Source organism: Bradyrhizobium liaoningense (assembly GCF_018130785.1).
GTDB lineage: Bacteria > Pseudomonadota > Alphaproteobacteria > Rhizobiales > Xanthobacteraceae > Bradyrhizobium > Bradyrhizobium liaoningense_A.
The window spans coordinates 1-16028 of sequence record NZ_JAFCJT010000046.1; the positions used below are offsets into that span (position 1 = coordinate 1).

A 16028-nucleotide genomic window follows, 5' to 3' on the forward strand; every position below is an offset into this window, starting at 1 on the left:
ACCGAGGTCGAGGTGAAGGAGCGCAAGGATCGCGTTGATGACGCGATGCATGCGACCCGCGCGGCTGTCGAGGAAGGCATCGTCCCGGGCGGCGGCGTCGCCCTGCTCCGTGCCTCCGAGCAGCTCAAGGGCCTGCGCACCAAGAACGACGACCAGAAGACCGGCGTCGAGATCGTCCGCAAGGCGCTGTCGGCTCCCGCTCGCCAGATCGCGATCAACGCCGGTGAAGACGGCTCCGTGATCGTCGGCAAGGTGCTGGAGAACAAGTCGTACGCCTACGGCTTCGACTCCCAGACCGGCGAATACGCCGACCTCGTCAAGAAGGGCATCATCGACCCGACCAAGGTGGTCCGTACCGCGATCCAGAACGCAGCCTCGGTTGCGGCGCTGCTGATCACCACGGAAGCCATGGTCGCCGAGCTGCCCAAGAAGGGCGGCGCCGGCCCCGCAATGCCCCCGGGCGGCGGCATGGGCGGCATGGACTTCTAAGGTCCAACCACCTCAAGAACTACGAAACCCCGGCAGCGATGCCGGGGTTTTTGTTTTGGAGAGAGACTCTCTCCTCCGTCATTCCGGGGCACGGCCTCTTGGGCGCGAGCCCCGGAATCCATAACCACGAAACTTAGTTGGTTATCCCCGGATAGAGATCATCCCAGTTCGGATTTCAGGCGCGTCTTCCAATCGCGACGCCACTTCTTGAGCTCCTTCTCGCGAGCGATGGCCGTTGGCGCATCGTCGTAGATTTCGAACAGGACGAGTTTGTCGACGCCGTACTTCGTCGTGAAGCCAGGGACGGCTTTCGTTTTGTGCTCGTACACCCGGCGCGCGATATCGCTGGTCACGCCGATGTAGAGCGTGCCGTGTTTCTTACTTGCAAGGATGTAGACATAGTAGGCCATCACATCCGCCTGTGGTTATGGATTCCGGGCTCGCGCTTTGCGCGCCCCGGAATGACGAGCAGAGAGACCTGGCCCCCTCACCACACCTTCCCCATCCGTTCGAAGCGCGGCTCGCCGTCCTCGTCAAGCGACCAGAAGATCCGCGTCACCTTGCCGACGAGATTGTCCATCGGCACGAATCCCATCACTGACGCCACGCGGCTGTCGGTGGAGTTGTCTCTGTTATCGCCGAGCATGAAGAGGTGGCCCGGCGGCACCGTGTAGACGTTGGTGTTATCGTAATAGCCGTTGTCAACGCAGTCATAGGTTATGTAGCTCGCCCCGTTCGGCAGCGTCTCGCGCCAGCGCCTGACCTTGGCGTCGTCATCGGTCGCGCAGGCAGAGCCCGCGAGCACCTCCTTCAGGGCCACCCGCGTCACCGGACGGTCGTTGAGGACGAGCTGCCCCTGCCGCATCTGGATGCGGTCGCCGGGCAGCCCGACCACGCGCTTGACGTAGTCGACCGAGGTGTCCTTCGGCGTGCGGAACACGACGATGTCGCCGTACTCGGGCTCGGCGGCAAAGACACGGCCCGAGATCCAGGACGGTGCGAAAGGGAAGGAATAGCGGCCGTAGCCATAGGCATATTTGGCGGCAAAGACGTAGTCGCCGACCACCAGCGTCGGTGCCATCGAACCCGACGGGATGTTAAACGGCTGGTACAGGAAGAAGCGAAACAGGAACGGCGGCGACCACAGCACCGGGATCAGCAGGATCAGGACGACGATCGCCTTCCATTCCCGCGACCTGGCCTGCGGTCGGATGGTTTCCCGGAGAGTGGTCATGCGCATTCCCGATCAGACTGTGGCCGTCGCGAGATTACGCAACCTTCGCGCGCGTGCAATCCCATAACTTGGTCGCGTCGCGCATGGATCGCGTTCACGCAGGAGCGGTCAGCCGCGTGAAAGATCCCTGAAGCAAAGCCGTACCCATTCGATGGTGAGCCGCGCGGCGGGATCGCGCTTGAGATGGTTCTGCACCAAGAGCCAGACGTCGCGCCGTTTCGGCAGCAGCGTGGCGCGCAGGTTGCGGTCGGTGAGCAAATCTCCGCAGCTGTGTTCGGGCAGCACGCCGACGGCCTGATGCGACTGGATCATGGTGCGGATGATGCGGACATTGTCGGTGACGCAGCGGACGTTCTTCAGCCGCTTGGCGCGCAAGAACTGCTGCTCCGGAATGGCATCGAGCTCATCGGGATAGATGCAGGCGACCGGCTCGCCGCCGCTGCGGTCCGCGGGCTCGAAGAAATACAGCCTGACCTCGCCGAGCTTGGAGATCGTGAAGTCGCCCTTCTCCGGCTTGCGCAGGCGGATGGCGAGGTCGGCCTGCCAGCGCGAGAATTTGACGTTGCCGCTGGCGGTGAGGAATTGCAGCGTCAGGCCGGGGTGATCGCGCAGGAAGGCGCTGGTGTGCGGTGCCAGCAGCTCCTCGGCAACCGCATTGGTCGAGGCGATGCGCAGGCGGCCGACCGCGCCGGGCTGGCTCTCCTTGATGCGATCGATCGCCGCGACATGCGCGGCCATCGCGCCGACATGCTCGAGCACCGCCTCGCAATGGCGCGTCGGCCGCCGCAGGCCATCCACGGCATCGAACAGCGGCACGCCGAGATCGCGCTGGATGCGCGCGAGGCGGCGCCCGACCGTGGTCTCGTCGATGCGCAGCCGCACGCTGGCGCCGGCATAGGTGCCCTCGTCCCTCACCGCGGCGATAATGCGCAGATCGTCCCAGTTCATGGGCCAAGCCTAGCAGGCGGCGCCTTACCCTGCAAATTTGCAGCCATATGCTGCAATAGTCCTGCACAATGGCAGGCCGCCGCCGCGCTAGTGTTGGGCCATTCGATACTCCCTCAGAAGGCGCGACCAGCATGACTGCTCCAAAAACCCTGCTCGAACTGTCCGGCGCTGACCTGAATCCGCCAAAGCTTTCCGACGCCTGCCTCGTGCTGATCGACATCCAGAACGAATATCGCGCCGGCCCCCTCGCCCTGCCCGACGCGGAGCCCGCGATCGCCGTCGCCGCAAAGCTGCTCACGCGTGCGCGGCAGAGCGGCGCTGCGATCTTCCACATCGCGCACAAGGGCCGCGCCAGCAGCCTGTTCGACCGCGAGGCCGAGCGCGGCGCGATCGTGTCGAGCCTCACGCCGCTTGCGACTGAGGCCGTGATCGAGAAGGGGTTGCCGAACGCCTTTGCCGGGACCGATCTGCAAGCCAGGCTGGCGGCGACCGGACGCACCAACATCGTACTGGCTGGGTTCATGACCCATATGTGCGTGAGCTCGACGGCACGCGCCGCGCTCGACCTCGGCCTGCGCACGACGATTGCGGCCGATGCCTGCGCGACGCGCGACCTGCCCGACGGCCGCGGCGGAGCACTCTCCGCAAGAACCATTCACGAGGTCGCGCTGGCCGAACTGGCGGACCGCTTCGCGATCATCGCCCAGGGCGAAGCGCTGACGTGACGGAGGGCTGAGATGCTGCAACTCTATTTCTTTCCGATGGCCTGCTCGCTCGCCAGCCGTATTGCGCTGATGGAGGCCGGCCTGGATGCGCAGTATCACCTCGCCCATATCTGGACCAAGACGGTCGCGGACGACGGCAGCGATTTCCGCGACGTGTCGCCGAAGGGCGCGGTGCCGGTCCTGGTGCTGGAGAACGGCGAACGGCTGACCGAAAGCGCGGCGGTGCTGCAATACATCGCCGATGCCAAGCCGGAGGCGGGCCTTGCGCCCCGGTTCGGCGATCCCGACCGCTACCGCCTCCAGGAATGGCTGAGCTTCATCGGCGCCGAGATCCACAAGGCATTCCTGTTTCCGACCTTCTGGTACAAGGACGACGGCTCGCTTGCCAAGCCGCGTGCAAGGATCGCACAGACCTTGTCGGTACCATCAGCGCATCTCGCGGGCCGCGAATTCCTGGTCGGTCACCGCTTCACCGTCGCGGATGCCCACCTCACCTGGGCCTTGCTGCTGCTCCGTCCCGCAGGAATCGACATCGGGCAATGGCCGTCGTTGTCGGCCTATCTCGAGCGCATGCAGACGCGGCCTGCCGTGCGGGAAGCGATTGCGACCGAGATGACCCTGCGCAAGACGGTGGCGGCGAACCCGGCGTGACAGGATGTCACGGTCGCCAGATCTGACGGGTCCGCAGCGCGGGCATTGATACCGCCGCGGCATGCGCTAGTCTGGGGGATATTTTTCGATATTTCCCTGGACGGCATTCATGTGTGCTCTTTCCAGATTTTATCTGCCCGGATTTTCTCTGGCTCTCCTCGTCTGCTGGCTTGGCCTTGGTCCCGCATCGGCGGACACGCGGGTCGCGCTGGTGATCGGCAACGGCGCTTATGTCAGCACGGCGCAGCTTCCCAATCCGTCGCACGATGCCGAGGACGTCACGGCCTCGCTCAAGCGCAGCGGCTTCGAGGTCTTTCAGGGCATCGACCTGCGCCAGGCCGACATGCAGGACCTGACCATCCGCTTCGCGCGCGCCGCGAGCAGAGCCGACGTCGCCATGTTCTATTACAGCGGCCATGCGATGCAGTACAACGGCGTGAACTATCTGATGCCCGTCGATGCTGTGCTGACCGATGAAGCGGACCTCAAGCGCTTCGTGCGGGTCGACGACATCGTGAACGATCTGCAGCAGGCCAAGAACCTGCGCATCCTCGTGCTCGATTCCTGCCGCGACAATCCGCTGGCGGAAACCCTGAAGCGCTCTGCCGGCACGACGCGCGCCGCCTCGATCGGACGGGGCCTGTCGAAAGTCGAGGCACCGCGCGGCACGATCGTGTCGTTCTCGACCCAATCAGGGCAGGTCGCCGCCGATGGCGTTGGCCGCAACAGCCCCTACACGGCCGCGTTTCTCAAGCACATCGAGGAGCCGCAGGAGATCGGCGACGTCTTTCGCGACATCAGCAGCGACGTCTATGATGCCAGCGGCAAGACCCAGCTGCCGGAGCTGTCGCTGTCGATCATCGGCAAGTTCTATCTGAACGGACCTGTAACGGTCACGGTCGCGCCGGCGGCCCCCCAAGCTGCACCGAAGGCCGATCCCTGCGCGGCCGCCGAGGCGCACTGGAAGGCTGCTGAGGGCATCGGCACGCTGGGTGCCTTTGAGGATCATCTCGCGAGATTCCCGAACTGCATCTTCGCCACCCTCGCCAAGGCACGCATTGAAGGCCTGAAGCAGAAAGTGGCGGTCGCGCCAAGCGGTAACGCCAGAACCACCGGCAGCAAGGATTTTGACGGCAATTGGGACGTGACGTTGAACTGCCCGGCTTCCGGCAAGGCGCAGGGCTTCACCAGGCCCCTGGTCGCCACCGTGTCCAATGGCGTGTTTCACGCCGAGGTGCAGGGTCCCGGCGGTGTCAATCGGCTGGAGATCGACGGCCAGATCCCCCCGGACGGCAAGACGACCTTGAGCGCACGTGGCACGACGGGGGCGAGCACCTACACACTCAACAACCTCGCCCCCGGCTCCCCTTACGCCTTCACGGTCGATGCGCAGTTCGACCGCACCCGCGGCAGCGGCAAGCGCAACGAGGCGCGGGCCTGCAACCTGGTTTTCGTCAAGCGCTGATCGTGCGATGATCGCGGCTGCGCTGCGTCGGCTCGTTGCGTCTCGCGACCGGCTGACATTTCACAACAGGAAAAAAGATCATGACATCGCATGACACGGCGAAGCTCTTGGCAGGCAAGGTCGCGCTGGTGACCGGCGCGGGACGCGGGCTCGGCCGCGCCTTTGCGGAGAAGCTCGCCGCGCTCGGCGCCAATGTTGCCATCCACGGCATGCGCGAGAACGGGCCGGCGGAATATGGCGAGGGCACCACCCTCACCGCGGTGGCGGCAGAGATCGGCCAGCAATTCGGCGTCCGCAGCCAGCGCGTGCTCGGCGACCTCACCAGGGGCGACGACATCGCGCGCGTGATCGCCGAGACGGAAGCAGCCCTCGGCCCGATCGACATTCTCGTGCACAATGCCGGCGGCGACATCGCAGCCGCCGGCGGCAAGCCCGACCCGAATGACGCGGTCAACATCAAGGAGGCCGATGTGCGCGCGGTGCTGGAGCGCAATCTGCTCTCGACCATCCTGACCTGCCAGGCGGTCGCGAAGGGAATGATGGAGCGGCGGCGCGGCCGCATCGTCACGCTCGGTTCGGTCGCCGCGTTCAAGGGCCGCACGCAGGGCTCGATCTATGCGGTGTCGAAGGCCGGCGTGACCCACTACACGCGATGCCTGGCCGACCAGCTCCGCGCTTACGACATCGCTGTCAACTGCATCGCGCCCGGCGATACCCGCACCGGCCGTTTCCTCGGCACGCGCGCGGTGGACCCTGACAGGATGGTCGAGACCGGCACGCTCGACCGTATCGCGACCGTCGATGAGGTCGCGCGCGTCGTCGAGTTCTTTGCCGGTCCCATGGGCGCCTTCGTCTCCGGCCAGGTGCTGCGGATCGACGGCGGCGGACAATGCTGGCCGGGCTGAATCAGAAAAGAAAAGGGCCGCTGCAAGCGGCCCTTTTGTATCATCCAGAATGAGCCGAGGTCACTCGACCCGCGCCAGCACCGCGAGCTTGCGGATGCCCTTGTTGCGGTAGGCGTCGAGGAACGCGTAATAGTCCTTGAACGACACGCAGCCGTTGGAATCGCCGTTCGGCCCGAGCATGAAGGTGTGGGCGAGCAGGCCGTCGCGGCCGTAGATCGCGCTCTCGCCGCCGATCGGGGTCAGCCGCAGCGCCGGCACGCCGTGGAACAGCGCTTCGCGCGGCTTCAGCGTGTAGATGTGCGGCGGCGTCACGCCGCGCATGCGGACCCGCGAGGAGCGCGGATCGTCGAGATTGGAGCCGAGGCCGGAATGCGCCTCGAGCTTGGTACCGTCGGGCAGGTAAACCGTCTTGGCGGTGATGTCGTAGACCGCGGTGTCGCGCTCGTAGGGCGCCGAACCACCGAGCATGGGGTTCTGCTCCTTCGGCGCGATCGACGCGGTCACGCTGGCATCGGCGGAAGCATAGGCGAGCAGCCCGCCGGACGGCTCGCGCTTGCCCCAGAGCTTCTCGACCATCGACTGGCGCGGCCCGGTGATCGACATCACCGCGGCCTTGGCGCGATCGGCAAACGATTTGGGCTTCGCCTCAGGCGCCGGCACGATCTCGGCCGGATCGGCCGAAGCCAGCTGCATCTGCGCATCCGATGCGCGCTTGGCCTTGTCCGCAGTCTTGTCAGTGGCCTTGGCCGCGGCCGCCGGCTTCAGCACTTCCGCGACCTTCGCGATCACGGTCTGCTTCGGGGCCTCGGCAACCTTCGCTGGGGGCGCGGCGCTCGCCGCATTCGAAGCCACACCCTGCGTCGCAGCCGCGGCAAAGCGCTCGTTGAACATCTCGCGCGAGATCGGTGCGGCGACCTGGAGCCGGTCGGGCAGCAGCGCAAAGGTTTCCTTGATGGCCTCGCCGGCGTCGCGCAGCGCGACCCTGGGCGCACGCTTGATCACGGGCTCGTCGTAGCCAATGCTGCCGACGGTCGGATAGACGCTGGCGCCGAAGACGTTGCTGTAGATGGTCCAGCCGGCGCCCATCACGACGCAGCCGATCGCCGCGGCGCCGAGCCAATTGGTGGCAGTCATTTTCCGGGAAGGCTTCCGAAGAGAATTCTTGGACTTCCGTGCCGCGTTACTCTGCGCAGCGATACTCGTACTCATTCGCCTTGCGTCCAGGACGGTGTCACTCAGTCCCCCTTCGAAGTGCCGCTGGTCACGATCCGGGGCCAGCATCTCGCAGGAGGTCGGAGCGTCATTAAGGCGACTTTTAGTTAAATGCAGATTAAGTTCGGGCAGATGTGAGGCACCGCGTTAACGCTGTCCCATTTCGAGAAAAAAGCCCGCAGAACTACGGACTTAGAGGAGTCTGTTAACTATAATTCTCGGCCGGATCAGCACGATGGACGGGCGTCACAAGCCGCATCTCTAAGGCCACCCAACCAAGTCGTTTTCGTGGTCTTCAATACCCGGATGATAGCGGGGAAGCGTTGCGCGGAGCTGGTGCGCATTGCGCCCTTTTCCTTTTCGGTCGCCGTGCGGGCGTCAGCAGAACGGCAGCAGCTCACGGAGATCAGACATCGCACAGAGCGCTCACGCGGCACGGCGCCCTGACTGAAAGTTGATTGCGGCGGTCTGGAAATGGCCGTGTCGAGAAAATAGCTGCTACGTCGGCACTTTTCGGCAGCCTCTGCGTGTGATACGGTACCGTATCAGCATCGCCTTGAACTGTGCCGAGCACGCAAACGGAGGCTGGCATGAGAGGGTTCGCGCGCGCAGGGTTATTCGCTCTCGCGGGGTCGTTTCTGTTGATCGGATATGCGACTGCGCAGCCTGCCGCCAATGCGGGCTGCAGAGCATCGCCATCGGCTGCCGGCACGCAGACCTGGCGCTGCGACAACGGCATCACGATCGTTGCCGAAAGCGGCGCCAGATTTGAACTTAAGGACGCCAACCGCGACGGACATATAGACTCCGTGGAGTTGAGCAGCAAAGCGCTGCTGGTCGAGGTGCCCAAGAAGCCCGGCGGCAATCCCTTCAAGGTGCTGACGCCGCAAGCGATCGCCGCCGTTCGCGGCACCAAATGGGCCGTCGATGTCGCCGAGGCCAAGACTGCCGTCTTCGTCGCCGACGGCCGTGTGGGCGTGAACCGCAGGGCTCGTGGACGCGGCGTCGTGCTCGGACCGGGCGAAGGCGTCGATGTCGAGGCAACCGGTCCGTTGACCGTCAAGACATGGGGCCAGCCGCGCGTCGACGCGCTGATGGCAAGACTGGGTCAATAGACCGGGTCAAAAAGGCTCGGCCAATCGCATTTGGACGACAGAGAAAATTGCAGAACGACCGCAAGAACGACCGCATGAGTAGCCGACGTGTTCAGATCCTGGTGGCACTCGTCCTCACCGCGCTGTGGGGGGCGGGCATCTATGCCGGTCACGCCAACGGACATCTGCGCTTTCTCGATCGGCTCGAGGCGACGCTGACGGATTGGCGGACCCAGGTCCGCGGCGTGCAGGCTCCGCCCGATCTCGTCACCATCGTCGCGATCGACGACACCGTCGTGAAACGCGGCGGCAGCTATCCGCTGCCGCGCGCCGATCTCGCGCGCGTCGTCGATACCATCGTGCAGTTCAAGCCGAAGGTCGTCGCGATCGACCTGCTCCTGGTCGACCGCAGCGCTGCGATCGGCGACGCGACGCTCGCCAACACGCTCGCCACCGGTCCCATGGTGCTCGCCGCCGCGGCGATCTTCCCGACCGCCAGCGAGACTGTGGCGCCCGGCAGCGAAGGCCCCCTCGCCGCTCTGCCGCAGGCCGAGCGCTTCCTCCTGCCCTTGCCGGCATTCGCCGATCATGCCGAGGTCGGCGTCGTCAACGTCGCGACGGGACAATCGGGCTCGCCGCTCGCGGTGCCGATGCTGTTCCGGACGCGCGACAAGGTCGAGCTGTCATTTCCCTTGCGCGTTGCGACGCGCGCGCTCGACAAGCCGCTGACAATCGCGCCGGATCATCTCATGCTCGGCGACCGCGCGGTGCCGACCGACACCGACTTCGCGCTGCCGATCACCTATTACGGCCCGCGCCGGACCATTCGCACCGTCAGCGCCCAGAGCATTTTCGACGGCACGCTCAATCGCGCGGCGATCGAGAACCGGATCGTCGTGATCGGCGCCTCGGTCGCCGGCGGCGGCGACTTTTATCCGACGCCGTTCGATTCCCTGATGCCCGGCGTCGAGGTGGTCTCGACCGCGATCACCCATCTCGTCGCCGGCGACGGCATCGTGCGCGACCGCAAGGTCCGCATCGCCGACGCGCTCAGCGCGATCCTGCTGCCGATGCTGCTGGTGGGCCTGCTCGCCTGGCGGCGCAGCGCGCCCGGCATTATCGCGGCAGCCGCGGTGATGATGGCCTGGGCCGGGCTCAACCTGTTCGCGTTCACGCACGGCATCTGGCTGAACGCTGCGACCACGCTCGCCGCAGCAGTGCCGCCGGTGGTGGTCTTTGCCGGCGTGCAATTGTGGGCGGGGGGCCGCCGCACGCAATATCTTGCCGCCAAGAGCCGGTCGCTCGCGCAATTCCAGGCACCGGCGGTGCAGGAATGGCTGGCGCGCGATCCCAATTTCCTGTCCAAGCCGGTCCGGCAAGACGCAGCGGTCGTCTTCATCGATCTCTCCGGTTTCACGACGCTCAGCGAACGGATCGATCCGGACGAGCTGCAGGATCTGCTGAGGGCATTTCACGCGCTGATCGACAAGGCCGCGGTCGATTGCGGCGGCATGATCACCGGATTTCTCGGCGACGGCGCCATGATCCTGTTTGGCCTGCCCTCGGCGATGCCCGATGACGCCGCGCGCGCGCTGAAATGTTCGATCGACCTGTATCGCAGCGTCGATCGCTGGATCGCTTCGCTGCCATCCGCCATCCGCGGCCAGCTCGGTTTCAAGCTCGGCGCGCATTTCGGCCCGATCGTCGCCTCCCGCCTCGGCGAAAGCCACCAGCACATCACGGCGACGGGCGACACGGTCAACGTCGCGAATCGCCTGATGGAGGTTGCCGCCCAGAACTGTGCGCGGCTCGCGCTCACCGATACGCTGCTGGATGCGGCCGACTTCCACGGCGCTCCCGACGGCATTCTGTCAGGTCCCCTGCTCACGCAGGTCCGCGGCCGCTCCGGCGTCGTGACCGTGTGGTTCTGGCGCGACCAGCACAGGCCGGACCAGGCCGCCACCAGGGCCGAGATGATCGACTAGCCGATGCGGCCTGCCACACACTCCGCGTTCGCGGGGACGACGATCGAGAGCTAGCGCGCTTCCGGCGGCGGCGAGCGGTCGAGCACGTCGCCCTTGGCGCCTTCGAGCAGGTCAATGCCGTAGGTCTCGACCACGAGCGGCCCGCGCTTGCGCTGCAATTGCGCAATTTGCGTCACCTTCGCGAAGAGCTCGTCGAGGGCGGGATGGCCGTCCGGGCGCAGCTCGTCGACAGAGATCAGCTTGCCGGCAAGCAGCTTCGGATCGGGCTCGGGCATGTTGACCCAGCGGATGCGCTGGTTCTGCTGCAGCACGCAGGTGCCGCGCGGCAGATAGAAGGCGAGCCAGCCGGTGGTGCCGTAGTCCTGCGCGAGCACGCAGGTCGCGCCACTGCGCACACGCACCGCTTCGATCTCGGCGGCGAGCTCGCGCCAGCCGACGCCGACGCTGCGCACCGTCGCGTCGCGGCGATAGCCCGACAGCCAGCCGGTGTTGGCTTGCACGATCAGCGCTGCAAACATCACGATGCCCACGGGCGCGGCCCAGCGCAGACAGAAATCCACGAGGCGACGCGCGCGTGGTTTCCACTGCACGAGATTGGCCGCGGCGGCCGCGGCAACGATGAAGGGCGGATAGACCGGCGCGAACCAGTTGGCCTCGACGCGGGCATGCAGCGAATGCCAGACGAAATAGGCGACGATGGTCCAGAACATCGTCTCGATCAGCACGCGCGAGGCCAGCGCGCCGGCCCTGCGCCAGGTCAGCGCATGCAGCCCCATCGCACCGAGAATGAAGACCAGTGGGGTCGCGAACGCGATCTGGGTCGGGATCAACTCGGCGATGAAGACCGGACGGAAGTCTTCGATCTTCGCGCGGCCGAGCTGCTTTGCGAACGAGACCCATTGATGATCCGCATTCCACAGGATCACCGGCGAGAACAGCGCCAGCGCAACGAGACCGCCGAGATAGGGCCATGGCGAGAGGAACCAGCGCCGCAGGTTCGGCACGGCAGCGAGCCAGATCAGGATCGCCGCGCCAAAGAACATCGCAGTGTATTTCGACAGCAGCGCCGCACCGACCGCCGCGCCGACGGCGAGCCACCAGACGCCACGGCCGGTCTCCAGCACCTTTGCGAGAAAGAACAGCACGAAGCTCGAGGCGACCAGCAAGGGCGCATCGGGCGTCACGATCAGCGTGCCGACGGAGGCCATCATCGTCACATTGAGCAGAATGGCGCTGGTCGCAGCGACCCGCGTGCCGCCGAACAGGATCGCGGCGGAGCGGTAGATCGCGTAGCTCATCGGCAGCGCGAGCAGGATCGAGACCAGGCGGACGCCGAGCTCGGTGTCGCCGGCGATCATGGTGCCGGCGCGGATCACATAGGCGACCATCGGCGGGTGGTCGTAATACCCCCCGGCGAGGTTCTTCGACCACATCCAGTAGTAGGCTTCGTCGAAGGTGATCGGCGTGAACGCGGCCGCGACCAGCCGCAAGCCGACCAGCGCAACGATCGCCAGCGCGGTATTGCGGACGATCCGCGCGTCAGCCCCGCCCATGTTGAGCTATTTCTTGCGCCAGACGAACAGTCCGGACATTGCGTAGTTCCACACCACGCCCATCAGCGCGCCGGCCATGCCGGCCAGCCACCAGATCGGCTCCTGGTCGTAGACCGAGAAGGCGACGCCGACATTGGCGAGCAGGCCGACGCTGCACACGATGTAGAAGGCGATCAGGCCGCGCAGCAGCGCAAAGCCCTTCAGCCGCTGGTCGCGATAGGTGAGGAAGTTGTTGAGGGCGAAGTTGCTGGTCATGGCGACGATGGCGCCTGCGGCCTGCGCCTCCGCGAACGGCGCCTTGAACAGCTGAAGGGCGATGAACAGCGTGGTCAGATGCACCACGAGACCGATGCCGCCGACCATCGCGAACAGGATGAAGCGCAGCGAGACAGCATCGTTGGTGAACTTGGCCAGCACCAAGCCGAGAAAATCCAGCGCGACCATGGAATCGAGCTTGCTCTCGCCGTGCTGGCGCTCACCGAACGTGTAGGGAACTTCAACGGCTCGCAAGCTACCGTTCGCGCTTGCGACGAGGTCGAGCAGGATCTTGAAGCCGTGCACCGACAGTTTCGGCGCCAACTCCTCGAAACGGTCGCGCCGAACCATGAAGAAGCCGCTCATGGGATCGGCGATCTCGACCCGCAGCGCCTTCCTGGCCAGTTCGGTCGCAAGCGCGCTGGCGCCGGCGCGCTGCTTGTTGAAGCCTTCGCTCTTGTAGCCCTCGATGTAACGGCTGCCGACGACGAGCTCGGCCTGCTCGCTCGCGAGCAGCAACAGCATCTTCGGCAGTTGCGTCTCGTCGTGCTGAAGGTCGGCATCGATCACGGCTACATAGGGCGCGCTGGAGGCCAGAATGCCCTCGATACAGGCGCCCGACAGGCCACGGCGGCCGATGCGGCGGACACAGCGCACGCGGCTGTCGCGCTGCGCCAGCGCGCGCACGACGTCCCAGGTGCCGTCGGGCGAATTATCGTCGACGAACACGACTTCCCAGGCGACGTTGGCGAGCACCGCCTCCAGCCGCCGGTACAGCACCGTGACGTTGTCGCGCTCGTTGAACGTCGGGACGATGACCGACAGTTCCGGCACCTCTTGAGCCTGCGGGGGAATCTCGGAGCCCGGTCTGATCGCTTCATTCATGACGGCAGCGTATATCCGCCGCATCCTGCGCTGCCAAGATGTTGCGCTACCGGGCCGGGATTCTGTGGGGAACGGCCCAAAAGGGGCCCAAAAATGCCAACGACCCCGGAACGGCGGACCGCGCGTACATCCGGCGCAAGTCCAAGCTATTCCAAGGTCGTTCCAGCGCCGGAGTTTCGCTCAACGCCGCCGTTAGATCCTAAATAGGAACGGCAAAACCGCTTCGCAAGGGCGCAAAAGGCGCTTTTTCAGACCCTTGCTAGTTCGGGACTTCCTTGATCACCGGCCCACGCGGCACGGGGGCGGCCGGGACAGCGGGTGCCGCCGACGGAGCTGGCTCGACCTTTGCCGGCTTGGGCGGCTTGCCGTACTGGCCGATCGGCCCGAACACGACGGCGACCGCAAGCACGACCGCCGCGACGATCGCGCCCAGAATGCCACCCACCGACTCAGACGACATGGAAGCGCCCACCCTGTTCCAGATGCGTCCAGCAATACCATGGATACGCGCGGAGCTGGAAGGGCCCTCCGCGGAGGGCCGAATAACGAATGGCGAGTAGCGAATGAGGCAACCCGGGCTTCTGCCCTACTCGCGATTCGCCGCTCCCCATTCCCTACTTCGCCGGCGGCCTGTGCTTGACGAAGGCCGTCACGATGTCCTTCTGCGCCGACTCGACCGCCCTGTTCGCGGTGGCGAGATGGGCGCCGGCATCGATGTTCGGATATTGCGTGGTGAGATAGTCGAGCAGCGCCACCCGATAATATTGCCGCTCCGACGGACAGGCGCCCGCGACCGAGCGGCCGAAATCCTGTTCCGACATTCCCTGATTGGAGTCGCGCGAATATTCCCGCGCCAGGCAATGCCAATAATCGTCGCGGCCCTGCATGGCGAGCTTCTGCGCGCCCTTGGCGTCGTCGTCATCGTCGGCCATGGCAGAACAAGTCATGGCAGCAGATGTCACCATGACGAGCGCCGCTCCCACCATCAGCATCCGCATTCTTGTTCTCCTTTGTGCGCGGTCCCGGTGCGAGCTTAGACGGGACGGCGCAACTGGCCAATCACATCTGGTTTGATTAGGATGAGGTCCCTCCCCGTCGATGCGAGACCCTCCCGTGGCCAAAGCAAAAACCGCGTCCAAAAAATCCGGCAATATCTTCATCGGCATCGGCGGCTGGACCTTCGAGCCCTGGCGCGGCGTGTTCTACCCGGAGAAACTCACGCAGGCCAAGGAGCTGTCCTATGCCGCCTCGAAGCTGACCTCGATCGAGATCAACGGCACCTATTACGGCTCGCAGAAGCCGGAGAGCTTTCGCAAATGGGCCAGCGAAGTGCCCGATGGTTTCGTGTTCTCGGTGAAGGGGCCGCGCTTCGCCACCAACCGCCGCGTACTCGCCGAGGCCGGCGATTCCATCAAGCGCTTCTATGATTCCGGCGTGCTGGAACTCGGCGACCATCTCGGACCGGTGCTGTGGCAGTTCGCGCCGACGAAAAAGTTCGACGGCGCCGATTTCGGCAAGTTCCTGGAGCTGCTGCCGCGCAAGCTCGAGGGGCGCGCGTTGCGTCATGTCGTCGAGGTCCGTCACGACAGCTTTTGCGCGCCGGACTTCGTCGCGCTGATCCGCGAGTTCGAGACGCCTGTCGTGTTCGCCGAGCACGGCAAATATCCGGCCATCGCCGACGTCGCCGGCGATTTCGTCTATGCCCGGCTTCAGAAGGGCAATGACGAGATCAAGACCTGCTATCCGCCGAAGCTGCTCGATGCCTGGGCCCAGCGTTTTCAGGACTGGGCCGAGGGAAGTGAGCCGGACGATCTGCCGAAGGTTGACAAAGCCAAGCCGAAGAAAGAGCCGCGTGACGTGTTCGCCTATGTCATCCACGAGGGCAAGGTGCGCGCGCCCGCCGGCGCCATGGAACTGATCGCGCGGGTGAGCTGAGGATGGTTCATGGCAAAGGCGAAAAAGCTCTTCACCATCGGTTATGAACAGACGCCGCCCAAGGCGGTGCTGGATGAGCTGGAGCAGGCCGGCGTCAAGCTCGTGGTCGACGTGCGCGCGGTGACGTCATCGCGTCGGCCGGGCTTTTCGAAGAAGCAGTTGTCCGCCGGACTCGATGAGCGCGGCATCGCCTATGTCCATCTCGCCGCGCTCGGCACGCCGAAGGAGGGCCGGCTCGCCGCGCGCAGCGGCCAGTACGATGTGCTGGAGAAGATCTATTCAAAGCACCTGAAGACGCCGCAGGCCAGGGAAGAGATGGACGAGCTCTCGGCGCTGGTGAAGAAGGCAGGCCCCGTGTGCCTGCTCTGCTACGAGCGCGATCACACCCACTGCCACCGCCAGATGATCGCGGAGATCATCGAGGAGCGCGATGGGGTTGCGGTGAGGAATTTGGCGGGACGGCAGGTGTAGCGGCCTTCGGGCGGGGAGCACGACTTTAACCGTAGCCGTCATCCTGAGGTGGCCGCTTCTTCAGCGGCCCTCGAAGGACGACGGCGTGCGCCGATGTAGCATCTCGGCCGTGCATCCTTCGAAGCTCGCAGGGGCTCGCACCTCAGCGACTGTGTTCTTCGTCAAGCGGGTTGCCATTGTTTTTGGTCCCTGAGCATGGCGTTGAGGATGGTGAGGACTTT

16 protein-coding genes and 1 pseudogene are annotated in these 16028 nt (G+C 65.2%); 9 read left to right on the forward strand and 8 right to left on the reverse strand.

Annotated elements, in window-relative coordinates:
• Positions 1–489, forward strand: a 489-nt coding sequence (locus tag JQ627_RS38400) for a TCP-1/cpn60 chaperonin family protein (RefSeq protein ID WP_283817175.1), incomplete at its 5' end; no start/stop codon positions are given.
• A gap of 133 nt (positions 490–622) precedes the next feature.
• On the opposite strand, the pseudogene JQ627_RS38405 reads toward JQ627_RS38400, so the two are convergent.
• From JQ627_RS38405 to JQ627_RS38415, 3 genes and pseudogenes are all read right to left on the reverse strand, one after another.
• Positions 623–899: pseudogene (locus JQ627_RS38405) on the reverse strand (GIY-YIG nuclease family protein).
• Between the two features lie 77 nt (positions 900–976).
• Positions 977–1723, reverse strand: coding sequence for a signal peptidase I (gene lepB / locus JQ627_RS38410; RefSeq protein WP_212489513.1), 747 nt, complete (start codon positions 1721–1723; stop codon positions 977–979).
• Positions 1724–1831: 108 nt separating this feature from the next.
• Positions 1832–2671, reverse strand: a complete 840-nt coding sequence (locus tag JQ627_RS38415; RefSeq protein WP_212489514.1) for a LysR family transcriptional regulator — start codon at positions 2669–2671, stop codon at positions 1832–1834.
• Between the two features lie 131 nt (positions 2672–2802).
• Here JQ627_RS38415 and JQ627_RS38420 point away from each other — a divergent pair, with 131 nt between their 5' ends.
• The 4 genes from JQ627_RS38420 (at position 2803) to JQ627_RS38435 (ending at position 6417) form a co-directional block, all read left to right on the forward strand.
• Positions 2803–3396 (forward strand): cysteine hydrolase family protein, encoded by a 594-nt coding sequence (locus tag JQ627_RS38420; protein WP_212489515.1) that lies wholly within the window; start codon positions 2803–2805, stop codon positions 3394–3396.
• 12 nt (positions 3397–3408) lie between these two features.
• On the forward strand, positions 3409–4047 hold the full coding sequence (locus tag JQ627_RS38425) for a glutathione binding-like protein (protein WP_212489516.1): 639 nt from the start codon (positions 3409–3411) through the stop codon (positions 4045–4047).
• Between the two features lie 109 nt (positions 4048–4156).
• The gene (locus JQ627_RS38430) at positions 4157–5512 is read left to right on the forward strand and encodes a caspase family protein (RefSeq protein WP_212489517.1); all 1356 of its coding nucleotides are present in this window, start codon (positions 4157–4159) and stop codon (positions 5510–5512) included.
• Between the two features lie 80 nt (positions 5513–5592).
• A complete protein-coding gene (locus JQ627_RS38435; RefSeq protein WP_212489518.1) occupies positions 5593–6417 on the forward strand; it encodes an SDR family NAD(P)-dependent oxidoreductase in 825 nt (274 codons plus the stop codon).
• 60 nt (positions 6418–6477) lie between these two features.
• Here the strand turns inward: JQ627_RS38435 and JQ627_RS38440 are convergent, their stop codons facing one another.
• Entirely contained in the window at positions 6478–7551 is a 1074-nt protein-coding gene (locus JQ627_RS38440) for a DUF2778 domain-containing protein (protein WP_212489519.1), read from the reverse strand.
• Positions 7552–8219: 668 nt separating this feature from the next.
• On the opposite strand from JQ627_RS38440, the gene JQ627_RS38445 reads away from it, so the two are divergent.
• Positions 8220–8744 carry a FecR domain-containing protein gene (locus JQ627_RS38445; protein WP_212489520.1) on the forward strand — a complete coding sequence of 175 codons (525 nt, stop codon included), beginning with the start codon at positions 8220–8222 and terminating at the stop codon, positions 8742–8744.
• Between the two features lie 74 nt (positions 8745–8818).
• Positions 8819–10708 carry a CHASE2 domain-containing protein gene (locus JQ627_RS38450; protein ID WP_212489521.1) on the forward strand — a complete coding sequence of 630 codons (1890 nt, stop codon included), beginning with the start codon at positions 8819–8821 and terminating at the stop codon, positions 10706–10708.
• 50 nt (positions 10709–10758) lie between these two features.
• On the opposite strand, the gene JQ627_RS38455 is transcribed toward JQ627_RS38450, so the two are convergent.
• From JQ627_RS38455 to JQ627_RS38470, 4 genes are all read right to left on the reverse strand, one after another.
• Complete coding sequence (locus tag JQ627_RS38455; protein ID WP_212489522.1) at positions 10759–12261, reverse strand: glycosyltransferase family 39 protein; 1503 nt, start codon at positions 12259–12261, stop codon at positions 10759–10761.
• Positions 12262–12267: 6 nt separating this feature from the next.
• Positions 12268–13401: a glycosyltransferase family 2 protein gene (locus JQ627_RS38460; protein ID WP_212489523.1), complete on the reverse strand. Its 1134-nt coding sequence runs from the start codon at positions 13399–13401 to the stop codon at positions 12268–12270.
• 259 nt (positions 13402–13660) lie between these two features.
• On the reverse strand, positions 13661–13861 hold the full coding sequence (locus JQ627_RS38465) for a hypothetical protein (RefSeq protein ID WP_212489524.1): 201 nt from the start codon (positions 13859–13861) through the stop codon (positions 13661–13663).
• A 154-nt stretch (positions 13862–14015) separates the two neighbouring features.
• Complete coding sequence (locus JQ627_RS38470; protein ID WP_212489525.1) at positions 14016–14399, reverse strand: hypothetical protein; 384 nt, start codon at positions 14397–14399, stop codon at positions 14016–14018.
• Positions 14400–14499: 100 nt separating this feature from the next.
• On the opposite strand from JQ627_RS38470, the gene JQ627_RS38475 reads away from it, so the two are divergent.
• Both JQ627_RS38475 and JQ627_RS38480 read left to right on the forward strand, forming a co-directional pair.
• Positions 14500–15336 (forward strand): DUF72 domain-containing protein, encoded by an 837-nt coding sequence (locus JQ627_RS38475; protein WP_212489526.1) that lies wholly within the window; start codon positions 14500–14502, stop codon positions 15334–15336.
• Between the two features lie 9 nt (positions 15337–15345).
• Positions 15346–15807 (forward strand): DUF488 family protein, encoded by a 462-nt coding sequence (locus JQ627_RS38480; RefSeq protein WP_212489527.1) that lies wholly within the window; start codon positions 15346–15348, stop codon positions 15805–15807.
• Positions 15808–16028: the final 221 nt, after the last annotated feature.

Excerpts from the sequence above, each read along its gene's own strand:
- lepB (WP_212489513.1), bottom strand. The coding sequence starts at position 1,723 with ATGACCACTCTCCGGGAAACCATCCGACCGCAGGCCAGGTCGCGGGAA.
- JQ627_RS38415 (WP_212489514.1), bottom strand. The coding sequence starts at position 2,671 with ATGAACTGGGACGATCTGCGCATTATCGCCGCGGTGAGGGACGAGGGC.
- JQ627_RS38420 (WP_212489515.1), top strand. The coding sequence starts at position 2,803 with ATGACTGCTCCAAAAACCCTGCTCGAACTGTCCGGCGCTGACCTGAAT.
- JQ627_RS38425 (WP_212489516.1), top strand. The coding sequence starts at position 3,409 with ATGCTGCAACTCTATTTCTTTCCGATGGCCTGCTCGCTCGCCAGCCGT.
- JQ627_RS38430 (WP_212489517.1), top strand. The coding sequence starts at position 4,157 with ATGTGTGCTCTTTCCAGATTTTATCTGCCCGGATTTTCTCTGGCTCTC.
- JQ627_RS38435 (WP_212489518.1), top strand. The coding sequence starts at position 5,593 with ATGACATCGCATGACACGGCGAAGCTCTTGGCAGGCAAGGTCGCGCTG.
- JQ627_RS38440 (WP_212489519.1), bottom strand. The coding sequence starts at position 7,551 with ATGACTGCCACCAATTGGCTCGGCGCCGCGGCGATCGGCTGCGTCGTG.
- JQ627_RS38445 (WP_212489520.1), top strand. The coding sequence starts at position 8,220 with ATGAGAGGGTTCGCGCGCGCAGGGTTATTCGCTCTCGCGGGGTCGTTT.
- JQ627_RS38450 (WP_212489521.1), top strand. The coding sequence starts at position 8,819 with ATGAGTAGCCGACGTGTTCAGATCCTGGTGGCACTCGTCCTCACCGCG.
- JQ627_RS38455 (WP_212489522.1), bottom strand. The coding sequence starts at position 12,261 with ATGGGCGGGGCTGACGCGCGGATCGTCCGCAATACCGCGCTGGCGATC.
- JQ627_RS38460 (WP_212489523.1), bottom strand. The coding sequence starts at position 13,401 with ATGAATGAAGCGATCAGACCGGGCTCCGAGATTCCCCCGCAGGCTCAA.
- JQ627_RS38465 (WP_212489524.1), bottom strand. The coding sequence starts at position 13,861 with ATGTCGTCTGAGTCGGTGGGTGGCATTCTGGGCGCGATCGTCGCGGCG.
- JQ627_RS38470 (WP_212489525.1), bottom strand. The coding sequence starts at position 14,399 with ATGCGGATGCTGATGGTGGGAGCGGCGCTCGTCATGGTGACATCTGCT.
- JQ627_RS38475 (WP_212489526.1), top strand. The coding sequence starts at position 14,500 with ATGCGAGACCCTCCCGTGGCCAAAGCAAAAACCGCGTCCAAAAAATCC.
- JQ627_RS38480 (WP_212489527.1), top strand. The coding sequence starts at position 15,346 with ATGGCAAAGGCGAAAAAGCTCTTCACCATCGGTTATGAACAGACGCCG.